The 23,579-nt window shown below is 43.0% G+C and carries 17 protein-coding genes; 9 read left to right on the top strand and 8 right to left on the bottom strand.

Features of this window, described 5'->3' with window-relative positions:
* Positions 1-98 precede the first annotated feature (98 nt).
* Positions 99-2,792: an FkbM family methyltransferase gene (locus tag WN50_RS31515; RefSeq protein ID WP_046276943.1), complete on the top strand. Its 2,694-nt coding sequence runs from the start codon at positions 99-101 to the stop codon at positions 2,790-2,792.
* Positions 2,793-2,808: 16 nt separating this feature from the next.
* Here the strand turns inward: WN50_RS31515 and WN50_RS34815 are convergent, their stop codons facing one another.
* Positions 2,809-2,967: a hypothetical protein gene (locus tag WN50_RS34815; RefSeq protein ID WP_160315426.1), complete on the bottom strand. Its 159-nt coding sequence runs from the start codon at positions 2,965-2,967 to the stop codon at positions 2,809-2,811.
* A 177-nt stretch (positions 2,968-3,144) separates the two neighbouring features.
* On the opposite strand from WN50_RS34815, the gene WN50_RS22020 reads away from it, so the two are divergent.
* The 3 genes from WN50_RS22020 (at position 3,145) to WN50_RS22010 (ending at position 6,651) form a co-directional block, all read left to right on the top strand.
* Positions 3,145-4,362 (top strand): RNA-guided endonuclease InsQ/TnpB family protein, encoded by a 1,218-nt coding sequence (locus tag WN50_RS22020; RefSeq protein ID WP_049560768.1) that lies wholly within the window; start codon positions 3,145-3,147, stop codon positions 4,360-4,362.
* A 460-nt stretch (positions 4,363-4,822) separates the two neighbouring features.
* On the top strand, positions 4,823-5,134 hold the full coding sequence (locus WN50_RS22015; RefSeq protein WP_046280942.1) for a hypothetical protein: 312 nt from the start codon (positions 4,823-4,825) through the stop codon (positions 5,132-5,134).
* A gap of 341 nt (positions 5,135-5,475) precedes the next feature.
* Positions 5,476-6,651: a cupin domain-containing protein gene (locus WN50_RS22010; protein ID WP_046281940.1), complete on the top strand. Its 1,176-nt coding sequence runs from the start codon at positions 5,476-5,478 to the stop codon at positions 6,649-6,651.
* Positions 6,652-6,809: 158 nt separating this feature from the next.
* On the opposite strand, the gene WN50_RS34810 is transcribed toward WN50_RS22010, so the two are convergent.
* The 3 genes from WN50_RS34810 to WN50_RS22000 all read right to left on the bottom strand — a co-directional run bounded on the left by WN50_RS34810 (position 6,810) and on the right by WN50_RS22000 (position 9,610).
* Positions 6,810-6,956, bottom strand: coding sequence for a hypothetical protein (locus tag WN50_RS34810; RefSeq protein WP_160315425.1), 147 nt, complete (start codon positions 6,954-6,956; stop codon positions 6,810-6,812).
* A gap of 43 nt (positions 6,957-6,999) precedes the next feature.
* Entirely contained in the window at positions 7,000-8,196 is a 1,197-nt protein-coding gene (locus tag WN50_RS22005; RefSeq protein WP_049560765.1) for a calcium-binding protein, read from the bottom strand.
* A 205-nt stretch (positions 8,197-8,401) separates the two neighbouring features.
* Entirely contained in the window at positions 8,402-9,610 is a 1,209-nt protein-coding gene (locus WN50_RS22000; protein ID WP_049560762.1) for a calcium-binding protein, read from the bottom strand.
* Positions 9,611-9,883: 273 nt separating this feature from the next.
* Here WN50_RS22000 and WN50_RS21995 point away from each other — a divergent pair, with 273 nt between their 5' ends.
* Both WN50_RS21995 and WN50_RS21990 read left to right on the top strand, forming a co-directional pair.
* Positions 9,884-11,863, top strand: coding sequence for a calcium-binding protein (locus WN50_RS21995; RefSeq protein ID WP_046281941.1), 1,980 nt, complete (start codon positions 9,884-9,886; stop codon positions 11,861-11,863).
* Positions 11,864-12,411: 548 nt separating this feature from the next.
* Complete coding sequence (locus tag WN50_RS21990; protein WP_053221575.1) at positions 12,412-13,395, top strand: hypothetical protein; 984 nt, start codon at positions 12,412-12,414, stop codon at positions 13,393-13,395.
* A gap of 149 nt (positions 13,396-13,544) precedes the next feature.
* Here the strand turns inward: WN50_RS21990 and WN50_RS21985 are convergent, their stop codons facing one another.
* A complete protein-coding gene (locus WN50_RS21985; protein WP_046280935.1) occupies positions 13,545-14,138 on the bottom strand; it encodes a DUF1802 family protein in 594 nt (197 codons plus the stop codon).
* A 74-nt stretch (positions 14,139-14,212) separates the two neighbouring features.
* On the opposite strand from WN50_RS21985, the gene WN50_RS21980 reads away from it, so the two are divergent.
* Together WN50_RS21980 and WN50_RS21975 are read left to right on the top strand one after the other, a co-directional pair.
* Positions 14,213-15,175 (top strand): aldo/keto reductase, encoded by a 963-nt coding sequence (locus WN50_RS21980; RefSeq protein ID WP_046280934.1) that lies wholly within the window; start codon positions 14,213-14,215, stop codon positions 15,173-15,175.
* A gap of 276 nt (positions 15,176-15,451) precedes the next feature.
* Positions 15,452-16,642: an RNA-guided endonuclease InsQ/TnpB family protein gene (locus tag WN50_RS21975; protein ID WP_049560759.1), complete on the top strand. Its 1,191-nt coding sequence runs from the start codon at positions 15,452-15,454 to the stop codon at positions 16,640-16,642.
* Positions 16,643-16,682: 40 nt separating this feature from the next.
* On the opposite strand, the gene WN50_RS21970 is transcribed toward WN50_RS21975, so the two are convergent.
* Positions 16,683-17,573 carry an alpha/beta hydrolase gene (locus tag WN50_RS21970; protein ID WP_046280933.1) on the bottom strand — a complete coding sequence of 297 codons (891 nt, stop codon included), beginning with the start codon at positions 17,571-17,573 and terminating at the stop codon, positions 16,683-16,685.
* 330 nt (positions 17,574-17,903) lie between these two features.
* Here WN50_RS21970 and uvrA point away from each other — a divergent pair, with 330 nt between their 5' ends.
* On the top strand, positions 17,904-20,951 hold the full coding sequence (gene uvrA / locus WN50_RS21965) for an excinuclease ABC subunit UvrA (protein WP_072075629.1): 3,048 nt from the start codon (positions 17,904-17,906) through the stop codon (positions 20,949-20,951).
* A gap of 780 nt (positions 20,952-21,731) precedes the next feature.
* Here the strand turns inward: uvrA and WN50_RS21960 are convergent.
* Together WN50_RS21960 and WN50_RS21955 are read right to left on the bottom strand one after the other, a co-directional pair.
* The gene (locus tag WN50_RS21960; protein ID WP_049560755.1) at positions 21,732-22,685 is read right to left on the bottom strand and encodes a formylglycine-generating enzyme family protein; all 954 of its coding nucleotides are present in this window, start codon (positions 22,683-22,685) and stop codon (positions 21,732-21,734) included.
* Between the two features lie 359 nt (positions 22,686-23,044).
* Positions 23,045-23,579 (bottom strand): DUF3370 family protein (locus WN50_RS21955; protein ID WP_049560753.1); only part of this gene is annotated, 535 nt, incomplete at its 5' end.

The following is a 23,579-nucleotide window of genomic DNA, read 5'->3' as shown; positions in this document are numbered from 1 at the left end:
CTCCTGTCTCCTGACTCCTGTCTCCTGACTCCTAACTTATATCTCCTGTCTCCTGACTCCTGTCTCCTGACTCCTATAATTCTATTAGGTTTAAAACAATGAATGTAACATCTCAACAAGTTATTCTCAATCAAGGGGTGGGTACTGGACTAAAGTTCAATCCCGATGACTCAAATCGCGATTATGCAACCGGGGCTTATGAATTGCCGATTCAAACCGCTTTGGCAAAGTACCTCAAACCTAACAGTGTATTCTACGATATTGGCGCAAATATTGGCTTTTTTACCGTGATTGCGGCTCGGTTAGTCGGAGAGTCTGGACAGGTTTATGCCTTTGAACCCGTCCCGGAAAATGCCGACAGAATTCGACAAAATGCCGAGATTAATCAATTTTCTCACGTCACGGTGTTTGAAAAGGCTGTTTCTGCCAACCCGGGCACCGCCGAACTGTTACTCGCCCATCATTCGGGCGGTGCAACCCTCTCCACTGCTGGCACACCGCCGGATTTGCGGGGGAAAATGGATGTAGAATTGGTTTCTATTGATGATTTAATTGCTCAGGGACAGATCAAGCCGCCATCGCTGGTTAAAATTGATGTGGAAGGGGCAGAAATTGCCGTTTTGCAGGGCATGGTTCAAACCTTAAAACAATTTCAGCCCCTCTTGATTTATGAAGTTGATGATGGCAATCAAGCCGCATTTCGCGCTAAAAATCAGGAGATAGAAGCATTTATTACTTCGGCTGGATATGATATAATTCCCCTAGAAGCGGCTTATAAAAATATTCAGTGGAATGTCGGACACGCGATCGCCGTTCCCAAACAACCGCTTTTATCTACTTCTGAAAAAACTCCGGTTTCCGCACTATCTGCCGCACTCCAACAGGCAACTCAATATTTGCGAGCCAATCGTTTCACCCAAGCCGAACAAGTTTACGGTAAAATTTTACAGCAAGAACCGAATCAACCCGAGGCTTTGCAAGGATTGGCGACAGTAGCGCAACACAAAGGTCAGTATCAAACTGCCGAGAAGTTCTTAAAAGTGGCGTTGCAGGTTAAACCGAGCGCTCAGGGCTGGTTCAGTTTAGGAAATGTCTTGCAAGTTCAAGGTCGCTTATCCGAAGCGGTAGACTGTTATCAGAAGGTGTTAGCGCTGCAACCGAACTCCGTCGCCGTCCTGAATAATTTGGGCTACACTCTACAACAGCAAGGGAAATGGGAAGAAGCCATCGCTTATTATCAACAAGTATTGGCACTTCAACCCAACTGCGTTGAAGCGGAGGTCAATCTGGAAAATGCTCTCTATGCTCAAGGAAAACTCTCTCCCGAAAAACAGTCCGACAGTGCCACGAAGAACTATCATTTGGGAGTCACCCGTCAACAACAAGGAGATTTGACGACGGCGCTTGGCTATTACCGCCAAGCCATTGCTATACAGCCCGATTTGCCGGATGCTCATTATCAGTTAGGCGTGATCCAAGAATCTCTGGGCGAGTTAGAAGCGGCAATTGTTTCTTGTCTCAATGCGATCGATCTCAATCCCAACTTTGGGCAAGCCTATCTTCTTCTGGGTAAAATTTATCAAACTCAACTGAAATTAGAAGAAGCTGCATCTGCCTATCGAGAGGGATTAAAACGGGTGAATCCTCGCTATGCCCTGGCGGTTGAGGCTTATACTCCAACTTCAACCAATCCTAAAGATTATACCACACCCCAACTGAGTTTAGGGGAAGTCACCGTTGGAAATTATACCTTTCCCGGTACGCCAACTGTTTCTAAACCGGAAGAAAAACGACCGTTTTGGACGGTGATTGTTCCTCTGTATAATCGCAAAAACTATCTGTTGGAATGTTTGGCGAGTATTCTGGCGCAATGGCCTGGGGAAGAGGAGATGGAAATTCTGGTGATGGATAATAACAGCACTCCCCCGCTATTTGATTTGGTGAATGCGATCGGTGGCGGTATTGTGCGTTATCATCTGAATCCAGAAAATATTGGCGCTCGCCGCAATTTTAATCTGGCTATTGGTTTGAGTCGTGGGGAATGGATTCATGTTATCCCAGAGGATGAATATGTTTTCCCTGAGTTTTATCAACGCTTTCAGCAGAGTTTAGCAAACTGTCCCGAGTCGGTGGGGGCGGCTTTTACCGGATATCAGAATATTAATGATGACGGTAAGGTGATTTTTACCCAAACTCACGGCTATGGAGATCAAAGCGGAATTATTCAAGATTGGTTGGGACGAATTGGGGTTTCTAACGTTTTAAATCCCTGTGCGGTGGTGATTCGTCGCTCTACCCATGAACGTTTGGGAACGTATGATCCTAATAATACGTTTACTCCCGACTGGGAACTTTACAAGCGGATTGCTTCGTTTTATGATTGGTGGTACGAACCGGGAATTTTAGCCTGTTATCGTCAGCATTCTAATAATATGACCAGCGAACTGGCCAAAGCGGGAGCGCAAGCGGAGTCGATTCGCATGGGAATTGAGATTTCCGAGAGTTATCTGCCTGCTGAACGTTGTGCTGAAATTACCGCTAAGGCGCGGCGTCATTTCTTTAAATATTGTCTTGATAGCGCCATTGTTCCGATTAAAGCGGGTAATCTCTCGGGGGCGTTTCGTTTGATTCAAGAGGCGCTTAAAATTGATTCTTCCACCGAAGCGATTAATCTGCTGTTTACCTGGCTGACTCAAGATGAAGCGGCGCCGCTACGTCTGGAAATTGCCTCAAAGTTGCGTTCGATTACCTTGAACCCAACCGAAGAGACTTTTTTCTTCGCCTATCCTTAATATCAGATCCCACTAATCAATCAGCGTCTTGTAGGGGCGGGTTGAGGCTACGATTTTGACGACCACTTCGAGATTGAGTTAAACCCCGCCCCACCCCATAACAGGCATTAATCAAGCAGATATCATATAAGCATAGATTTGAGATAATTCTGCCACTTTGGCACCACTCGTTCATCTGAGCTGATAAGCTATCTTAACGGGGGGACTGGGGGGCTATAGCACTGCCTCCATAATCTTTGATTTGGGGGTAGGTACATGGACACCCCAGGTAAAAAGCGAGGCATTCGACCTGTCCGCTTTTTACAATCTCCGTATCAATTGTTAAACTTAATGACATAGAGTCAAAACAGCCATGTTGGTATTTGAGGCAAAATTACGAGGAACAGACGAGCAGTACGTCATCTTGGATGAGATGATTAGAACTGCTCGTTTCGTGCGTAATAGCTGCCTGAGATACTGGATGGATAACAAAAGGGTCAACAGGTATGATTTGAACAAGTATTGCAAAATACTCAGAGAACAATTTGAATGGTGCAAAAAACTTTCAGCGCAAGCCTGTCAAGCTAGTGCTGAAAGGACATGGAGTGCTATTGCTAGGTTCTTTGATAATTGCAAGAAAAAGGTTCCGGGCAAGAAAGGCTTTCCTAAGTTCAAGAAGCATCAAACTCATGGCTCAGTCGAGTACAAAGTTGATGGATGGGTGTTATCGGATGACCGATTAACCATTACATTTAGGGATGGTTTCAAAGCTGGAACTTTTAGAATGTGGGGAACTCGCGATTTGCATTTTTATCAAAAAAAGCAGATTAAACGAGTGAGTGTTGTGCGTCGAGCCGATGGATATTATGTTCAGTTTTCCATCGACCAAGAGCGAAATGAACAACATAAACCCACAAATCGGATGGTAGGCATAGATGTTGGTTTAAACTATTTCTACACTGACTCTGATGGTAACAAAGTAGAAAACCCAAGGTTTTTGAGGAAAGCCGAGAAGTCTTTAAAACGCGCACAAAAACGTGTTTCTCGTCGAACTAAAGGGTCAAGAAATCGACTTAAAGCCATTAAAAAGTTAGGTAGAACGCACCTCTTGGTATCAAGGCGGCGTAAAGACTTTGCGGTAAAAACTGCTTGGGCGCTTATCCTATCGGCAGATTTGGTAGCCATTGAAGACCTAAAAGTGCGGAATATGGTTAAGAACCATCATCTAGCTAAATCAATATCTGATGCTAGTTGGACATTGTTTAGGCAGTGGTTGGAGTATTTTGGGAAAGTGTTTAACGTACCAGTGATTGCTGTTGCGCCTCATTACACTTCTCAAAATTGCTCCAATTGCGGACAAGAAGTCAAGAAATCCTTGTCCACGCGCACACATAAATGCCCACACTGCGGTTATTTAGATGACCGGGATACGAACGCTGCCATTAATATTTTGATGAAAGCATTGCAAGGGTTAGCACAACTACCGAGGGGCACTCGGAAAGTAACGCCTGGGGATGAGATGATCCACTGCTTAGAGGGAGAAATCCCAAAAAGTAAGGTTGCTCGTAGAGCCAGGAAACCCCGTCAGTGATGATGGGAATCCACCTCCATAATCTGCGTGATTTGGAGGTGGAGGATGTCAAAAAACGATTAATACTCAAGATTTAATCATCAGGCACTCAAATGCCCATCTAAAAAATTGGTGCGATCGCAGGTTGGGTTACTAACCACCCCCTTTTTAAGGGGGGCGAGGGGGGATATTTTTTAAGGGGGCAAGAGAGCAGCTTTCACAATTTCATCCCTTGATTTAAACTTGTCTGTTACCGTAAATCTAGTTAGTCAATTCTGCTTAATCGTTATAATTAGGCAGGGTTTTTGCTTTTAAAATTTCCCAAAATGCTCGATAATTTATCCCCAAAAAAATTTTTTGATAAATCTGCCAAAGTGGCAACCTCACTCTTTGAGTTCCGGTTATATTAAAGTTGTTAGCGAGAAACACAAATCAACTCGCTAACAACAACAAATAACTACTGCTAAGAGGAGTAAATCCAATGTTAATTAATGATCTGAGCTACTGCGAAGTTGTTGAAGAGAACGTTGTTGGTGGTGCCGGTTTCGTATTCAAGAATGTAAATCTTAACACATCTATCGATCAAGACTTCGATTTTAATGCTGACATCGATGCTGATAAAAAGATCAACTCTGATGTAGTTAGCAAAGTTAAAGTTGAAGGCAACAGTGCTTTTGTTTTAGGTGAAGCAACTGCTTTCGGAAACAACACCTTCACTCAAATTGAAGGTTCTACTACAACTACCGACGGCCTGAGCGAATCCACTCTGTTCGCAGTATCTATTACTGGCTAATAATAAATAAAAGTTGCCTGACAAAAGGACAACTTTCATTAATTCTTGTTTAACTTGAGTAGATCAACGAGATAAGCGTTGGTCTACTTAATTCTATTTTCAGTTAAACAGGAGTGCCTACAAAGCCTGTAGCTTTACAAAAATTACCGAATTTTCTGCCAAACTGGCAACGAAATATTTGAGAATATTATAAAATTAAAGTCTTAAATATTAATTCCATTTTCACAATTGGGAATATCATTCCCATTTTTTAGGATATTGATATAGATTTTCAGCCCCTTGAGGAGCTAGAAAACGTTGCAGTCCCATTGCTCATCCCAAACAATTTGGTTCTCAAGACTATGCAAACTCTCTCCAGTATTTTGCATCCTTACCCAGTTGAACAATTTTTAGCCGAAAACTGGACTAAACGGGGAATTTTAATCCCGAGTGAACAACCTGGGAAGTTTCAGCACTTGTTTTCTTGGCAACAGCTAAATCATTTACTCAACTTTCATGAGTTTTGCCATCCTAATATACGATTTACAGTTCAGGGCAATACTTTGCCAGCTTGTGACCCTCAAGATTGGGTGAAACGCTGTAAAGAAGGGGCGACTTTAGTTATGGATCATCTTCATAATCGGGTTCCGGCTTTAGCCGATCTGGTATGGGGACTACAGCGGGAAATTGGTCATAGTAAAGCACATATCAACCTCTACTGTTCTTGGCCGGGTCAGCAGGCATTTCAGTGTCACTACGATACCCACGAAGTGTTGGTGTTTCAGATTGAGGGACAAAAAGAGTGGTTTGTATTTGGGGAAACTGAGCAATATCCCCGAGAAAATTGGAAACGGAGTGGTCAGAAACCACCGGAAGAACCCCCATACATCCAATGTGTTCTCAATCCCGGAGATTTCCTTTATATTCCGCGCGGACATTGGCACTATGCTATCGCCCACGATCAACCTTCCCTTCATCTGACGCTCGGTATGCGCTGCTTCGTTGGCAGCGATTTGCTCGATTGGCTGGTTGACCAAATTAAAGAGGAAGAAATTTGGCGCAAAAATTTGCCTTTGATTTTAGAAGGAGATACCTCTCAACTTAAAGATTACAGCCAGAGATTACTGGATCACCTCAGCACAACTTTGAGAGTAAAACAACAGGAGTTGAGTCAAGGTTATGTGCGATTTCAGTCATTAAAGGGTAGCAGTCGTCATCCCGAAATTTCTCTGCCCAATCAAGTTGGATTTAACTTATTTGAGCAAGAACTGGATACTCGCCTAAGACTCGCAAAGCACCAAAAAGTTATCGTAGAATTTCTGGATGAAGGAAAGTGTCAGTTAGTGACGGGTACGAAAAAGCTGATGTTTAAAGGCTTAGATATTAATACGATAGAAAAGTTAGTAGAAAAGCTATTTACAACTGAGACCTTTACAGCCAAGGATGTCGCTCAGTGGTTGCCGGAGGCTGACCTAGAAATCGTTATTTTGCCATTACTTGCGTCGTTAATCAAAGAAGGATTTATTGTCGCAGATTAAAACAATAGTAATGGTTAAGTCTAGGCTTAATCAAAAAAACCCAGTTTCGATCAAAGGGAAGTCTAAATTTTAGGCATCTTCCCTTGAGAAACTGGGCTTATTAGGTTATAAAATTTCTGAGAGCAAACTAAACAGCCCGGACTTAAGAGGAGGTGAGTTCACCCTTCATCCCAAAAAAAATCGAGAATCTTCGGATTATCCGGATCGGTGGTATCTAAGACTAAAAAAGTGGTTTTAGATTTAGCCCGACTAAATTCAGCATCGGAATTTTCAATTTCTTTAGCGGTTAAAGAAATATTTGCCAAGAAGTCAAAGGAAACCGCGATCTACATCAAGCTTGAAAAACCTTTAAGCGAACAGGAAGTCAGCATTACTGAGTTGACTGGAACTAACTCCTTCAAATAGAAGTTGTCCGCCTGTATTTAAGGTGAGAATTGCACCCAATCCGGTATCCTCAAGCAGAGATAAGGGATCAAAATTGCCGAAGTTGCGGAATTCCACTTGATCCTGGCCGAGTTCAAAGTCTTGAATGATATCCAGTTCACGACGAAGAAAACTGTTTCCTTCCGCAAATACAAAAACATCTTGACCCTCACCTCCAGCCAAGATGTCGCTGCCCCGACCTCCGATTATGACATCTCGGCCGTCACCACCGTGTATTCGATCGTTGCCGCCATTTCCAGCGAGGCGATCTCGGCCACCACCACCTTCGAGGATATCATTGCCACCCTGACCTTGGATGTTATCTCTGTTGGCGCTGCCATAGATTTTGTCCGCACCCCCGGTGCCATCGATGTCATCTTGCCAAATGCTGCCATAGATAACATCTGAACCGAGGTTGTCAATATAAGTATCTCCCAACAACTTGGTGGCAGTGGTATTGGTTTCAACGATCGAGATCTGGGTATCGCTGTTAAAGGTACGCGAATAGTTTCCGGAAAGAATACTCACATCGAGGAAATCTTCACCATTGTTGCCATTAATATCTCGATCGACGCTGGTTGTAAAGCTAATATTGCCACTGGAGCGCGAGTTTGTTGTTGCCACATTTTCAGAGGAGATGAGCCGCCCCTGAATCCCAAAATAATCGAGAATCTTCGGATTATCCGGATCGGTGGTATCTAAAACTAAAAAAGTTGTTTTAGCCCTTGCTCGGCTAAATTCAGCATCCGGATTTTCAATTTCTTTAGCGGTTAAAGAAATATCGGCTAAGAAGTCAAAGGAAAAGGTTTCATTGGCGGGAATCTCAAAAGTTGCCGTTACTTCGGCTTTACTTTTGTTCTTGACTTTATATTCCTCCTCTTCTCCTTCAGCAAAGGCTTCTGTAAACAGACTGGTGAAGGCAGGATCGTTGATAAAAGTTGCATCTGCACTGGCAATCGCCTGCGCTACTCCTCCTCTGACTAACTCTTGCAGTTCAGCCGAAGTCATACTGTTGGAAGCAGGTTGACTGTAGTTGAAGAATTGAGCATCTCCTAAGGCTTCGACAAAGTTTGTGTCAGTGGTTGAACCCGTCGGTTGTAAGAAAAGGGTTGGTGATGACATGAATTTAGTTCCCCCTGAAAGGACTTTAAATAAAGGACTTCAAAGGACTTCAGAAAATGCCCCAGATTTAGAAGTTCCATAGGATGCTTCTCAAACTTTGGCAGTTCCTAAGGACCTTTTTAATCAAAATTCTTGAGAGAAAAATAACTCAACCCAGCCAAGGTTATAGGTTTGTGCAATTGTTTATGATTAGCGATCGCCAAGATTAGACGAATGTGAAATTGGGAATGGCAGTAGCAGCGACCACAACACCCACTATTTGCGGTTCGGCAGTATTGGCAATAATTAATAAATCCTGGGGACTGAAGAGGGCATCGACGGTTAGAGTGTAATTCCCTGCTATTCCCGCCAATTGAATCGTATCAACACCATTTTCATAGCCGGCAATAATTGCAAAGTCATCTCTGGGGGGATTGACATTGGTATCGGGGTTGAGGTAGAAAAATACACTCTCTCCGTCCTGATTGACATTTCCCAACACAAAGGTATCAGCAGCGCCATCTGCACCCCCTCTCAAGATATCTCGTTCACCTGGTGAACCCCCACCAAAACCATTGAGGATGTCTGCGCCAGCGCCCGCTGAGATGTCGTCATCACCATTTTGTCCCAGGAGGGTGTCATTACCTTTGCCACCTTGAATGGTATCTTCACCGCCGCCTCCCAAAACCGAGTCGTCACCACCATCGGCAATCACAAAATCATTGCCAGATTCTGCTTGGATAAAATCATTGCCGTCAGGAGCGCCAAAGGGATCACCGTCTCCACGCATGGTATCGTCACCGATTGAACCTAGCATTTGATCGTTACCACTCTGGCCAATCATAAAGTCATCTCCAAGGCTACCGAGCATGGTATCGTCGCCACCCCCCCCGAAAAGCAGGTCATCACCAATGCCTCCGAGAATCTGATCTGGACTCGGGTCAAACACGGGGTTTTCCGTAAAGCTTGCACCGCCATCGATGATGTCATTACCAGCATCGCCACTCAGCAGGTCTTCTCCTAAGCCACCGATGATCTGATCGGCACCGACAATCCCGGGGACTTCGAGATTGACTTCAGAAATGAGATTGCCATTCGAGTCAAATTGTTGTACAAAAATGGGAACTTGGCCTCGGCTATTGCTGCCTCCAAGAACCGTATCGTTGCCGTCGCCGCCCTCAAGGATATCATCATCTCCACCGCCATTGAGGAGGTCATTACCCCCTTGCCCTTTTATGATGTCGTTGCCATTACTTCCCAGGAGTTGATCGTTGCCACTGCCTCCCTCAATGGTGTCGTCACCTCGGCCGGCAGAAACCACATCATCTCCACCGAGTCCACTGATCAGATCATTGCCATCCCGTGCCACAATATCGTCATTTTGCTCTGTACCTTCAAGAGTGTCATTCTCATTAGTTCCGATAAATGAAGCCATTGTATTTTTCTCCTATAGCTAGCAATTAGGATGAATTACATTTCCTTTCCAAGATCTAAGAGTTTGTTAACAAAAGGTTGCCAATTTGGCAGTTTTACTGAATCTTTACCAAAATGCGTAACTCTAGCATGAATTAATTTTTTGAATATACTTTGCATATACAATTGCGATCTACAATTCCAATTTCTGCCAAACTGGCAACACGGTTATCTAAAAATCCACTTCAATGGAGTAGTTAGAAAATACCTGAGCTTTACCTTCTGGAATCTTATCATGGCTGATAGCAACTCATCCGCCCTCTCAACTTCTAATGGAGTTAGCACCGTCTCTACCAGCCTTGTAGCTGTTGTCGGTGACAATGGAGTTATGGGTAGTAGCGAGGTCAGTGCCAGCTCCCCCACAGGAGACGCCTACAGTGGCGAAACGATTTTTGGTGAAGCTGACAGTATTAGTTTGAGTGCTTCCGGCCAAGCTTCATCGACAGATGTCATGGCTGATGGCACAACAACTCTATCAGATTCGAGTGGTACAATCGAGACTACTGAGATAGACGAGGCAGAACTTGAAGAGCTTGAGGAGCAATTACAATTTAATCCGATCTCAGAAGATCTAGCTACAGAAGATCTAGAGATAGATATCAATCAGGATGTAGATCTAAGTGATGTAGATCTACCTCAAGGGTTTGACGAAGACTTGGACGATGACAATATCGTTGAACCCAACGATGATTACTCTTCAGATGAAGATGAAGATGTCACTGATGAGAATTCACCCGATGATGAAATAGAGGATCAAGAAGACTTCTTCGATGACTTCGATGAGGACAGTTTCCCAGACGACTCTGATGATTCTAGCGTTGATTTTGAAGATGACTCTGATAACTTAGATGAAGACCGTTCTCAAGAGGACTCTGATGATTCTCGGGTTGATTCTGAACAGGACTCCGATCAAGACTCCCAGGATGCTTCAGTTGACGACTCTGATGATTCTCGGGTTGATTCTGAAGATGACTCCGATCAGGACTCCCAGGATGCTTCAGTTGACGACTCTGATGAGGACGACGAAGACGGTTCTGAAGACAACTCCGATCAGGATGATGACGACGCTTCTGAAGACCCATCTGAGAATGAGATCGGCGACGATACACTCGTAGGGGAATCTGGGAGTGATACGTTATGGGGATTTGATGGCAACGATTTCATCTCTGGCCAAGGAGGGAATGATCGACTCTACGGCAACTCCGACAATGATACCCTTGAAGGGGGCGCAGGAGATGATACAATCTGGGGCGGTAAAGGCAATGACTCCCTGATCGGATCGGCAGGTAATGACTTTCTCTCTGGCGACTTGGGTGGTGATACCCTCGAAGGAGGAGAAGGAAGCGATACCTTTGTTTTGAATATAGATCCGGGAGATTCAGATTTAATTGTAGACTTCAATTCCACCGCAGGCGATCGCATCGGGTTAACCGAAGAACTCTCCCTAGAAAATCTCACCCTGGAAACCATTGATTTTGATGGTGATGGTGTGCTGGATGCTACGGAAGTGAGTGTAGAGAATGTTAGTTTAGCAGTGGTTTTCGGAACCGTTGATGCCGTCGGATCAACCACTCTAACTGAAGCCGACTTCACAGTAGTTGAACCCGAAAACCTTCAGGCATTCACGGACGAGATTCCCGAAGCTACTCCCGATAATGATATTCTTTCAGGCAGTGCCGCCAATGACGATCTCCAAGGTCTGGCAGGAGATGATCAGATTTTTGGCGCTGGCGGTGACGATATCCTCAATGGGAATTCTGATCAGGATCTCCTGAATGGAGATGATGGTAACGATGTTCTCTGGGGTGGAAAAGGAGATGACACCTTAATTGGTGGAACAGGCAATGATCTGATTGCGGGTGATTTAGGCCGCGATATTTTGAGCGGTGGCTTCGGTGCCGATCTGTTTGTCTTAGCCGCAGAGGATGTTAATCTTGGGAATGACCCGTTGCTAGCCGATCAAGTAATTGATTTTAACCCAGAAGAAGGCGATCTGATTGTGGTTTCTGGAGAACTTTCCACAGATAATATAACACTAACCGTTTTTGACTCCAATGGTGACGGAAATTCAGATGCGACCTTAATTCAAATTGGCTCGGAAATTAATCAAGGTAGCGTTGTAGGTGTTGTGCTAGACAGCGTTGATGCAACAGGTCAAACGACTTTGACAATCGGTGAAACCGTCTTGACGCTGACAGATTTCTTCACGGTTTGATCATCTTATCCGTTCAGTAAAGTTCATCAGATTGGAGTAGCTATTCCGGCGACATTAATAATATGAAATCCTTAAATATTTGCTACATATGATGGGGAGATGGGGAGAACTGTTGCTTGTCTATTGCCTCTTGTAGCATTATTTTATATCTTTCATATAAGATTGTTGATTTGAGTATTGTTTGATAATTTTGACAACAATAATTAATCCATGACTAGGGGTTAAAAAAAAATTATAGCGGTTTTCAGTGCGATGAAGTCATATCATGTCCGACTAATAAATAATGATTCTGTAGGGGCGGGTTCAGTCAATATCTTTAGCACTACTGAGAGATTGAAAAAAACCCGCCCCACCCCATAACAGAATTAATCAACCGGACATAATATCAGGCGATGGGAAGCACAAATAAGCAGTTGCATCGGTTTGTACCCCAGAGGCTAGAGAGAAATTTTTAGAGATTATTTAATTTGAGGGTTGTTTTCTAGGGTTTTCATCTGATATCTTGTGGAGTAAACTGTAATATATTAATATTGATAGACCCACAGAGAATGACTACACCTCAAGAAGCGAAGCTTCAAAATTTAATTGCAACGGCAACCAACCCCAAGCAAAAAGCCATGTACGAGGCTTTGCTGAAAAAGGTGAAAACTCAATCATCATCGCCAGCACCAGAAACTCCATCGCCCTCTCCACTTCCAAAACCCGTTAAGCCTTCAAAGCCTAAACCGCAAATCTCAACTCCAGAGGTTGAAGCCAAACAGCCTCAAGCTTCTGAAAAAGTTGAAGCCAACCAGCCTCAAGCTTCTGAAGTTGAAGCAGTTGAACAACAATCTCTCGAGCAAGTAGAGTTTCAGGGAATTGGTATTCTCAAAGCTGAAGTGCATTTAACCGAGGATCGCTCGATCATTAAGCTGGGAGATCAAGAATACCGATTGTTTTATATTCCCGGTCGGCGTCAAAAAGCCTATAATGCCCTAAAAAAAGAAATTGAAACAACAGGAAACTTAGTCCAGCGTTTAATTGTTTATCCTAAATTGTTTCACTTTCCCAGAAAAGAACAACCGCATGGGATTGGTTTTCAGTTAGTCGGTTTTGTCAGTGATAAAAACACAAAATCCGGTGTCGAAGAAGAATTAAAAGACGGAGAATTTCGCCTCTGTGGGTTATGGCAATTTATTCCCGTTTGTCGGGTTCCTTGCATTTCGATTTTTCGGAACTTTAACGACGAACGGCTAGCTTGGATTAAAGAAGCTGATCCGACTCGCAAGGTCAAGTTTATGAAAGCCTCTCATATTCCTTTGCTGTGGAAAGATGCACCTGTTAGACCTTTTAGATTTAACCCGAAGTTAGAAAAAGAAGAACAAGGTAAACCTCATTTTGTTCAGGTTAAAGCCAAGTTTTTACCGGATCGAGATCTGTTTGGTTTTGTAGAAGAATTAGCCCCACCGATAGAAAAATCACCGAGGTTTTTGAAAGCTTCTAAAAAAGATAAGGCGATCGCTAAACTTGCTCAAACCGAATCTCAATCTTGAACAAGTCTATGATTTGAGTCAATTTATATTCTTCTTGAAATACATCCCTTTTTTAGAATTGTTGGGTTTCACAGGATTTAACCCAACCTCTAGTTTTGACAAGATTTGTTTTGTAGCCCCTTTTTTGATTTTCGGGTGTTTGGGACTGTTCAATCAGACTTTTCCGGCTGCATTAACAATTGGCGAATTTCTGCACAAAGGGTTTGATATTCTGTTTCTTCCCAAACAGAAATAGAGTTTTGAATTGAAATATCCTCTTGTAATTCTATCCAAGAACGACAACCGCCATAACTCGGATGATAGGGAATTTCATCAACTTGGGAAAGTTTATAAGGTTTTAACAGCAGTAAAAAAAGCGGTTTTTGCGGTTTAAACTGGAGACGTTCCCGCACAAATTTTTCATTCCAAATCAAAAAAGGCAGCAACTCAGAAATCAACATTTCCGCCTGTTGCGTTTCGATTGATAAAATATCCGTAATTTCTGCCCAACTGCTAATTTTAACCGTTTTCGGATGCCAACCGGAGGAGACAGGTTGCACTTGAGACGCATATTCAGGTAATAGTAAATCCGGCTGTTGATGTTCAAAAGTCGGATACAATAAAACCTGTTGATGTTCAACAGAAAACTTTCCCCCTTGTTCTCTAATTCCCCCTTTTCGTAGCAGTAAAATAGTTTCACCCGCTTCTAAAGCCTTAACCGCAATATTCCACTCTTTTAACGCTTGTTTGATTTTAACATCCATAAGATAGATACAGAATCGGCAATTTTTCTTTACAATAATAGAATTCGTAGCATTTGACAATTGAGGATTCAAAGATGGAAACGCGACCCCTTGGCACCTCTAATATTCAAATTACACCCATTATTATGGGAACTTGGCAAGCTGGAAAGCGAGGTTGGACGGGTATTCAGGATGAAGATACCATCAAAGCCATTCGGACAGCATTTGAAGCCGGAATAACCACAGTAGACACCGCAGAAATTTATGGAGATGGTCATTCTGAACAAATTGTGGCTCAGGCGTTATCCGATGTTCGGGATCAAGTCGTTTATGCCACAAAAGTTTTCCCCAATCATCTTAAGTATAACCAAGTAATTGAAGCTTGCGAGCGCTCTTTAAAAAATCTGCAAACCGACTACATTGATCTTTACCAAATTCACTGGCCGTCTGGGAGTTTCAAAAGTGAAATTGTTCCCATTGAAGAAACAATGAGAGCCTTGAATAAACTCAAAGAACAAGGTAAAATTTGGGCGATCGGGGTTTCTAACTTTTCTCGCGATCAACTCGCCGAAGCCTCTCAATATGGTCGCATTGAAAGTTTACAACCGCCCTATTCTTTATTTTGGCGTCAAATCGAAAAAGATATTGTCCCTTATTGCCTTGAAAACAATATTTCAATTCTAGCTTATTCCTCTTTAGCCCAAGGACTCTTAACCGGAAAATTTGGCCCAGCTCATCAATTTTCAGAAGGAGATAATCGCTCTTCTAATAAGTTATTCGCCGATAAAGAAAACTACACCAGAGTTCAAACCGCTTTAGATAAATTGCGTCCAATTGCAGAACGAAATCATTGCACATTAGCCCAGTTATCTCTGGCTTGGTTAATTGCTCAACCTCAAACTCATGCCATTGTCGGGGCGCGTCACGATGAACAATCTCAACAAAATGCTAAAGCGGCAGCTATTCAACTTTCAGACCATGATTTAGATGAAATTGACAGCATAGGACGGATTGTTACTGATCCGTTAGATGAAAATTTGAAGAGGCTGAATTCCTAGAATTCTACTATTTCTAGGTGCAACTTTAAACGTACAAGGCTTGCACCCATACAAATCTAAATTTTTAGATTTAGGGGTTGACCAAAAGCCGTTTTGGGGTTATATTATAATTGGGATGGATGCTGCCCTATATACTCAAAGAATTTCTACCTCTTCACCCTTAGTGTCTTCGTGGTTTTATTGCTCCCCAAAGTAAAAAAAAACCGCTCGATGTGCTTGTGTTAGACAAATCTATGCTATCATAGTCAGCATAAATTAAAAGGTAAGTAGTCAGAATTGATAGTTTTTGAGTTCAAAGCACAAGGTAAAGATAGCCAGTATCAATCAATTGATGAGGCGATACGCTCCTACAAGTTCGTCCGAAACTCTTGTTTAAGATATTGGATGGACAACAAAATGGTGAGCAAGTACGACCTCAATAAATATTGCAAGGTGCTAGCTAAACAATATCCTTTTGCTCACAAACTCAACTCTCAAGCTAGACAGTCTGCGGCTGAATGTAGTTGGAGTGCAATTAGCAGATTCTACAACAACTGCAAGAAAAAAGTATCTGGAAAAAAAGGATTCCCTAAGTTCAAGAAACACGCTCGTTCTGTTGAATACAAGACTTGCGGGTGGAAGCTTTCAGAGAACAGGAAAGCGATTACTTTCACCGATAAAAACAATATCGGTAAGCTGAAGCTAAAGGGAACCTATGATCTTCATTTCTACCAACCCGAAGATATTAAGCGAGTGAGGTTGGTAAGGAGAGCCGATGGATACTATGTGCAGTTTTGTATTTCTATTGATGTGCGAATAGAAACTGAACCAACAGGGAAAGCAATAGGCTTAGATGTTGGGATTAAATATTTCTTGGCAGATAGCTTTGGAAATACCATAGAAAATCCTCAGTTCTATAGGAAAGCTGAAAAACAGTTAAATCGAGCTAATCGCAGAAAATCCAAGAAATACATTCGTGGGGTTAAACCGCAGTCAAAAAACTACCACAAAGCCTTGTGTCGATATGCTCGGAAACATTTAAAAGTAAGTAGGCAGCGTAAAGAGTATGCAAAAAGAATTGCATACTGCGTAATCCACTCTAATGATGTGGTCGCTTATGAAGACTTGAATGTTTTAGGCATGATAAAAAATCGACACTTAGCTAAATCAATTTCAGATGTTGCCTGGTCTACTTTTCGTCATTGGTTAGAATATTTTGCAATAAAATATGGGAAGCTAACGATACCCGTAGCTCCCCATAATACCTCTGCTGACTGTTCTAACTGTGGGAAAAAAGTAACAAAATCTCTATCAACAAGAACCCATGTTTGTTCATGCGGATATTGTGAAGATAGAGATGTTAATGCGGCTAAAAACATTCTGAAAAAAGCCCTAAGTACGGTCGGGCAGACCGGATCTTTAAAGCTTGGGGAGTTTGCACCTCTTTTAATGTTGGATGATTCCTGCGTTGGAAAGTGCGATCCGTGAACCAAGAATCCCCGTCATTTATGGCGGGGAGTGTCAACCTTTAATTCAGGAGTTGGTATTGACGCAGAAATTCCTGAATGGTTTGAGAAATTTGACTTTCTTCGGTTGCGTTAAATTGTCCGTGTCCGGCATTGGGAAGGGTTAATAATTGATTGTCAACTCCAGCTTGATCTAAAGCTTGATGAAGTCGCACCGCATGGGAGTAGGGAACAACAGTATCCGCATCACCATGAATCGTTAAAATCGGGGGGAGATTGGGTTTAATATAATGAAGTGGAGAAACGCGATCGGCAATTTCCAGTTTATCCGGTTGATTCCCGAACCAGGTTACAGCATAATCTCGAGTATTTGAACCGATGATTAAATCTCTGACATCCGTAATTCCGTACCAATTAATAATCGCTGCAACTTTGAGTTGTTCTTCTGGCTGACCGGGTAAATTCCATTCGGTAGACGCCGGAATCAGTCCAGTCGTTAAAGCCAGATGACCACCAGCAGATTCTCCAGCTAAGATCATTTTATCGCTGTCGAAATTATACTTTTCCCCATGACGAATCACCCAACCCAACGCACAGAGACAATCTTCAACAGCAGCAGGGGCTAAAGCAATATTAGCCAGTCGATACTCTATATTAACGACAGATAACCCCATCTCTAAAAAAGGAATCAGTTTGCTAACTTGTGATTCCTTTTCTCCCCCTACCCATCCTCCCCCATGAATAAAGATGACGGTAGGATGGGGTTGGGAAATTTTGCGTTGATAGACATCCAGTTTTAGGGGATAGCCGTTAACGGTTAGATAGGTAATATTGAGATGGGTATTGTACTGATTTAACAGTTTTGTCATTGCTAAAGCTGAACCTGCTCGTTTTCCCCAGACTTGTTTGAGAAACCTTGTAAAGGCAAGAGGGTAAGGGAGGGATGGGGACATGGAAACGGATATTGTAACGGATGGGTTAACTTTAGGTGGTTGGATAGATCGGGGGTGAGTATAGTTTCAGATAATCTATCCGTTTTGATCTTAGCATGGGTTTAATTATCTCAGCCCCAATTTAATCCGTTACCAGTGGGGTTGTTTGGGTTGATGGTTTTGGAAACCGATAGGCTGATGGATGGGATTTGTAGACCTATTTTCTATTAAATCACGTTTTGGGGACTGTCTGAGGTTAGAGATTTGATGAAGGCAGCAACATTTGAAAGATAACGCTAAGATGATTAAGGATTATTCCTGGGATTCTCTATGTTCGACTCGGCTAACCTGATGCCTGATCAAACTCATCAGTCCCTCAACGGCTATTCGTTGAACTCAGCCTCTGAAAATACCATTCGCATTCGAGGGGCTAGACAGCACAACCTGAAGAATATTGATCTGGAATTGCCTCGCGATCGCTTAATTGTGTTTACCGGGGTGTCAGGTTCAGGGAAGTCTTCTTTGGCGTTTGATACGATTTTTGCTGAAGGTCAACGCCGCTATGTCGAATCATTGAGCGCCTACGCCCGTCAATTCCTCGGACAGTTGGATAAACCCGATGTTGATGCCATTGAAGGCTTGAGTCCAGCTATTTCCATTGACCAAAAATCAACATCCCATAATCCCAGGTCTACCGTCGGGACGGTGACGGAGATTTATGATTACCTCAGATTACTCTTTGGACGAGCCGGAGAACCTCATTGTCCGGTTTGCGATCGCAATATTGCCCCCCAAACCATTGATCAAATGTGCGATCGCATTCTTGAACTGCCAGACCGCACCAAGTTCCATATTCTCGCCCCTGTTGTCCGAGGGAAAAAGGGGACTCATCGTAAGCTTCTTTCCAGTTTAGCCTCGGAAGGATTTGTTCGCGTGAGGGTAAATGGAGAGGTTTTTGAACTGTCTGATTTGCCCGACTTAGATAAAAATTATACACATAGCATCGAAATCGTTATTGACCGCCTGATTAAAAAGCCAGGTATAGAGGAACGTGTAGCCGACTCCCTGGGAACCTGCCTTCGGTATTCACGGGGTATTGCGATTATTGATGTGTTAGATGATACATCTGGCAAGGTATCCGCGTCGCGAGTTGATAGTAAGTATAACCCAACTGACGAAAAAATAGCAAGATCTGGGATGGAATTTAAAGCCGAAAATGGGGAGAATTCCTATCAGCATCACCCTTTACCAGAAGTGGGAAAAACCGCTTTATCGCAACTGATCTTTTCCGAAAACTTCGCCTGTCCCGAACATGGGGCAGTGATGGAAGAACTATCGCCCCGTCTATTTTCCTTTAACTCGCCCTATGGGGCTTGTCCGACTTGTCATGGGTTAGGACATCTCCGCACCTTTTCCCCGGAGCTGGTTGTGCCTGACCCCGAAGCGCCGCTTTATAGTGCGATCGCCCCTTGGTCGGAAAAAGACGATTCCTACTATTTTTCGTTGCTGTATAGTGTCGGTCAGGCGTTTGGGTTTGATATCAACACCCCTTGGAAAAATCTCACCCAAAAACAGCAACAGATTGTTTTATACGGCTCAGAAGAACCGATTTGGATTGAAACCGATTCTCGCTATCGAGAACGACAGGGATATGAACGCCCCTATCCGGGTGTAATTCCTCTGTTACAACGACAATATGATGAAAGTAGTTCGGAGTTACAAAAGCAAAAATTAGAACAATATTTAATCGATCAAGCTTGTGAAACTTGTCGGGGAAAACGACTCAAACCAGAAGCATTGGCGGTGAAATTAGGGCAGTATTCGATTACTGATTTAACAGAAGTTTCCATTCGAGAATGTTTGCAGCGTATCCAGCAGTTAGAGTTGAGTGAAAGACAAGCGCAAATTGGGGATTTAGTTCTGCGGGAAATACGCGCCCGGTTGCAGTTTTTACTCGATGTCGGGTTAGATTATTTAACCTTAGCCCGAACCGCTTCTTCCTTGTCGGGAGGAGAAGCCCAACGCATTCGATTAGCCACCCAAATTGGTTCCGGTTTAACAGGAGTTTTGTATGTCTTAGATGAACCGAGTATTGGGTTACATCAACGAGATAACGGAAGACTGTTGAAAACGTTAATGAAATTGCGAGATTTGGGCAATACATTAATTGTGGTCGAACATGACGAAGAAACCATTCGCGCTGCCGATTTTTTAGTCGATATCGGGCCGGGTGCAGGTTTACATGGCGGTGAAATTGTCGCTCTTGGAAAATTAGACAATATTTTAACCAGTGAAACCTCTTTAACAGGCGCTTATTTATCAGGAAGATGCAAAATAGAAACACCTCCGCAACGTCGTCCGGGAAATGGGCGATCATTAGTTCTCAAAGATGCTCACCGAAATAACCTCAAACATCTCAATGTTGAACTGCCACTCGGAAAATTAGTCTGTATTACCGGAGTGTCCGGTTCAGGAAAATCAACATTAATTAATGAGTTACTTTATCCGGCTTTACAACATCATTTTAGTCGGAAAGTTCCCTTTCCCCAAGACTTAAAAAAATTAACGGGGTTAGATGCCTTAGATAAAGTGATTGTGATCGATCAATCTCCCATTGGTCGGACACCCCGTTCTAATACAGCAACTTATACAGGCCTGTTTGATATCCTGCGGGCGACCTTTGCAGAAACCATAGAAGCCAAAGCCAGAGGATATAAACCCGGACGATTTTCATTTAACGTAAAAGGAGGACGATGTGAAGCCTGTAACGGACAGGGCGTTAATGTGATTGAGATGAACTTTTTACCCGATGTTTATGTCCAATGCGAAGTCTGTAAAGGGGCGAGATATAACCGCGAAACACTACAAGTCAAATATAAAGGATATTCTATTGCTGATGTTTTAAATATGACCGTTGAAGAAGCATTAAGCGTATTTGAAAATATTCCCAAAGCAGCCACTCGTTTACAAACGTTGATAGATGTTGGATTAGGATATGTCAAATTAGGTCAACCTGCACCAACGCTATCAGGAGGAGAAGCCCAACGGGTAAAATTAGCCTCAGAATTGTCAAAACGGGCGACGGGAAAAACGTTATATTTAATAGATGAACCGACAACCGGACTATCGTTTTATGATGTTCATCAGTTGTTGAATGTTTTACAACGGTTGGTGGATAAAGGCAACTCAATGATTGTGATTGAACACAATTTAGATGTGATTCGGTGTGCGGATTGGGTGATTGATTTAGGACCAGAAGGGGGCGATAAAGGCGGAGAAATTGTTGCAGAAGGAACCCCGGAAGCCGTAGCGAAAAATCAGCGATCGCATACCGGGGAGTATTTAAAAGAAGTTCTCAAACAATATCCCCCTGTGAAAGTAGAATCAGGTACAATTTAGCGCCCACCAGGAAATCAATTTCCTGGCTAATACTTGAAGTCAGTTAAAACTGACTGGAGAATTGAATTAAAAATAGTCCTCTTAAGAGGACTTGGGTTTTGAGACCGAGATTTCAATCTCAGGCTAACTAACTAACGGGTTGGGATTTTCAGGCTGAGGTGTTGAGACAGAACTCACCAGGAAATCAATTTCCTGGCTAATACTTGAAGTCAGTTAAAACTGACTGGAGAATTTGATTAAATTTGAGTCCTATATGCGAGGACTTGGCGTTTTAGACAGAGATTTCAATCTCTGGCTGTCTGGCTGTCTGTGGCTGTCTGTGGCTGTCTCTCTCTGACTAACGGGTTTAGATTTTCAGGCTGAGGTGTTGAGACAGAACTCACCAGGAAATCAATTTCCTGGCTAATAATTGAAGTCAGTTGAAACTGACTAGAGAATTTGATTAAATTTGAGTCCTCTGAAGAGGACTTGGCGTTTTAGACAGAGATTTCAATCTCTGGCTGACTGGAGAATTTCATCAAATTTTAGTCCTCTTAAGAGGACTTTGGCGTTTTAGACAGAGATTTCAATCTCTGGACTCTAGCAGGATTAACATTAGACAGATAAACGAGCCAAACAATTGACACAAACTCAACTCTACCGATATAATACCACTACGGTTGAAACCAAAACTAGATCTCCCTCAAACGACCTCAGCACAGAACAACACCAAAAAGCCCTAAAAAAATTGAACGCGCTATGCGCGAAAAGGGCAAAAAATTAAGTGCAAAGGGCTAAGTGCTAAAGGGCAAAGGAGAATCCTGGAACGCACAACACACGAAAACCACCGGAACTGTCGAAGTAGCTGCGCCGAAAAAGGTTGAAGTAGTGGTAGCGGTAGGCAGAACGGCAGAGCCTAGAATCGTAGCCGCGGGAGCCGCCCCGCAGCACCATCGTCGTATGATCATCCATATTTATTAAATTGATTAAATTATCAACATAATTTATATAACGATTATCGTTTACACTTTCATCCCAGACGCTACCATCTCTTGGAGCATTTTCATAGTTTTCATGCCAGGGGTCGGCGCACCATTCCCAAACATTGCCGTGCATATCGAACAAGCCGAAATTGTTGGCAACCTGGAAACTACCGACCGGGGTTATTTCTGGTTTAGCATAGGTATGACTTCTATAGTAGTAGAGGTTGGCGACATCAATTGAAATGGTTTCGCCAAAATGGAAGGGAGTTGTTGTTCCCGCTCGACAGGCATATTCCCATTGAGCCTCACTCGGTAAGCAATAGGATTTACCCGTGTGTTTGGAGAGCCTTGCACAGAACTCTACTGCATCATACCATGAAACTCGCTCAACGGGTCGATTTTCTCCTTGAAAATATGAGGGGTCGGGATCTAAATCTCGCTGAAGCTTGGGGAGAGAAGCCACCGCTTTCCATTGTGCCTCAGTTACGGGATATTTCCCCATGAAAAAGGAGTCAACGCTTACTCGATGTTGGGGTCTTTCGCTATAACAATAACGGCTTACTTCTTCACTCTCTGGAGAACCCATGATAAATTCACCTGCGGGGATTTTCACCATATCGAGGGTGACACCATTCCCCAAGTCTTCCGTGAAATATTCTGCTGACTTGCGTTGTCGTTGACTTTCTTTTCCAGTTTCATCCAGTGTGACCACATCAAACTCAAAGGTTAAAAGTTGCTGTTCCGAATTAGATTCTGGTTGTTGGTCTGTCATGGGATCGCCAGTGTATTGCTACTGTAACTATTCTAACTCGAGTTGGGCTATGTTTGGTCGTTCTATTAATTTATTTTCAGCGAAAAATACACCCACCAGGAAATCAATTTTCTGGCTAATAATTAAAATCAGTTGAAACTGACTCTGAAATTTAATGAAATTTAGTCCTCTTGAGAGGACTTTTGCTTTTGAGACAGAGATTTCAATCTCTGGACTTCTAGCAAGAGATAATAGACAGAGAGGGCGGGTTTATGTAGGTTGTTTATAGGAAACATAAATTTGTTCAGAACCCGCCCCTACAACAGTGGTCGGGAAAATAAATTTGTTGGGCGCAAGCAATAGCGCCCCTACGGGTTGAATTATTGAGAGGTTTTATCGACAGTTTTAACGGTTAAAACTTGCGGGGGCGTTGCATCGGGAGGATAACGAAAATCAACTCGAATGGTTCGTTTTTCTTGAGGTTTTAAGGTAACAGTTAACAAGGGTTCAACCTGTTGACCTCGACGTTGCCACAAATGAACATAACGAGTCATCGGATTATTTTGTTCATCGAGATACTGTAAGCGCACTGTCCCGCGAAAATAGGGAAAATCCCAAGAAGGCTGACGAAACATTAACCCGCCTTGGGAAAGACGGTCTTCTTTATTGGGTGTTGCGAGGGTGACTGTAACGGTTTGCGGGGTATTGGTGGGGTTAAATAAGGGTAAATTCAAATCATAATGTAATCCATAATTTCCATGAGACTCATAGGCGGTATCGGGATAACGAACTAATAATTTCGCCGCTTGAACTTGTTTTGTTCCCAAGGTTCCCGCCCGGACTGTACTAATCACATAAGAGAACCCTTTTCCTGTTTCGGGAATGCTTAAAATATCTTCACCCTCATCGACTAAA

This window comes from Limnoraphis robusta CS-951, assembly GCF_000972705.2.
The sequence above is the reverse complement of the archived record's forward strand: the minus strand, read 5'-3'. Positions and strand labels throughout refer to the sequence as shown.

Coding starts and splice junctions, on each gene's coding strand:
- WN50_RS22020 (WP_049560768.1), top strand. CDS start 3,145: ATGTTGGTATTTGAGGCAAAATTACGAGGAACAGACGAGCAGTACGTC.
- WN50_RS31515 (WP_046276943.1), top strand. CDS start 99: ATGAATGTAACATCTCAACAAGTTATTCTCAATCAAGGGGTGGGTACT.
- WN50_RS21980 (WP_046280934.1), top strand. CDS start 14,213: ATGGAAACGCGACCCCTTGGCACCTCTAATATTCAAATTACACCCATT.
- WN50_RS34815 (WP_160315426.1), bottom strand. CDS start 2,967: ATGAACGAGTGGTGCCAAAGTGGCAGAATTATCTCAAATCTATGCTTA.
- WN50_RS21960 (WP_049560755.1), bottom strand. CDS start 22,685: ATGACAGACCAACAACCAGAATCTAATTCGGAACAGCAACTTTTAACC.
- WN50_RS21985 (WP_046280935.1), bottom strand. CDS start 14,138: ATGGATGTTAAAATCAAACAAGCGTTAAAAGAGTGGAATATTGCGGTT.
- WN50_RS22000 (WP_049560762.1), bottom strand. CDS start 9,610: ATGGCTTCATTTATCGGAACTAATGAGAATGACACTCTTGAAGGTACA.
- WN50_RS22015 (WP_046280942.1), top strand. CDS start 4,823: ATGTTAATTAATGATCTGAGCTACTGCGAAGTTGTTGAAGAGAACGTT.
- uvrA (WP_072075629.1), top strand. CDS start 17,904: ATGCCTGATCAAACTCATCAGTCCCTCAACGGCTATTCGTTGAACTCA.
- WN50_RS21970 (WP_046280933.1), bottom strand. CDS start 17,573: ATGTCCCCATCCCTCCCTTACCCTCTTGCCTTTACAAGGTTTCTCAAA.
- WN50_RS22005 (WP_049560765.1), bottom strand. CDS start 8,196: ATGTCATCACCAACCCTTTTCTTACAACCGACGGGTTCAACCACTGAC.
- WN50_RS22010 (WP_046281940.1), top strand. CDS start 5,476: ATGCAAACTCTCTCCAGTATTTTGCATCCTTACCCAGTTGAACAATTT.
- WN50_RS21995 (WP_046281941.1), top strand. CDS start 9,884: ATGGCTGATAGCAACTCATCCGCCCTCTCAACTTCTAATGGAGTTAGC.
- WN50_RS21990 (WP_053221575.1), top strand. CDS start 12,412: ATGACTACACCTCAAGAAGCGAAGCTTCAAAATTTAATTGCAACGGCA.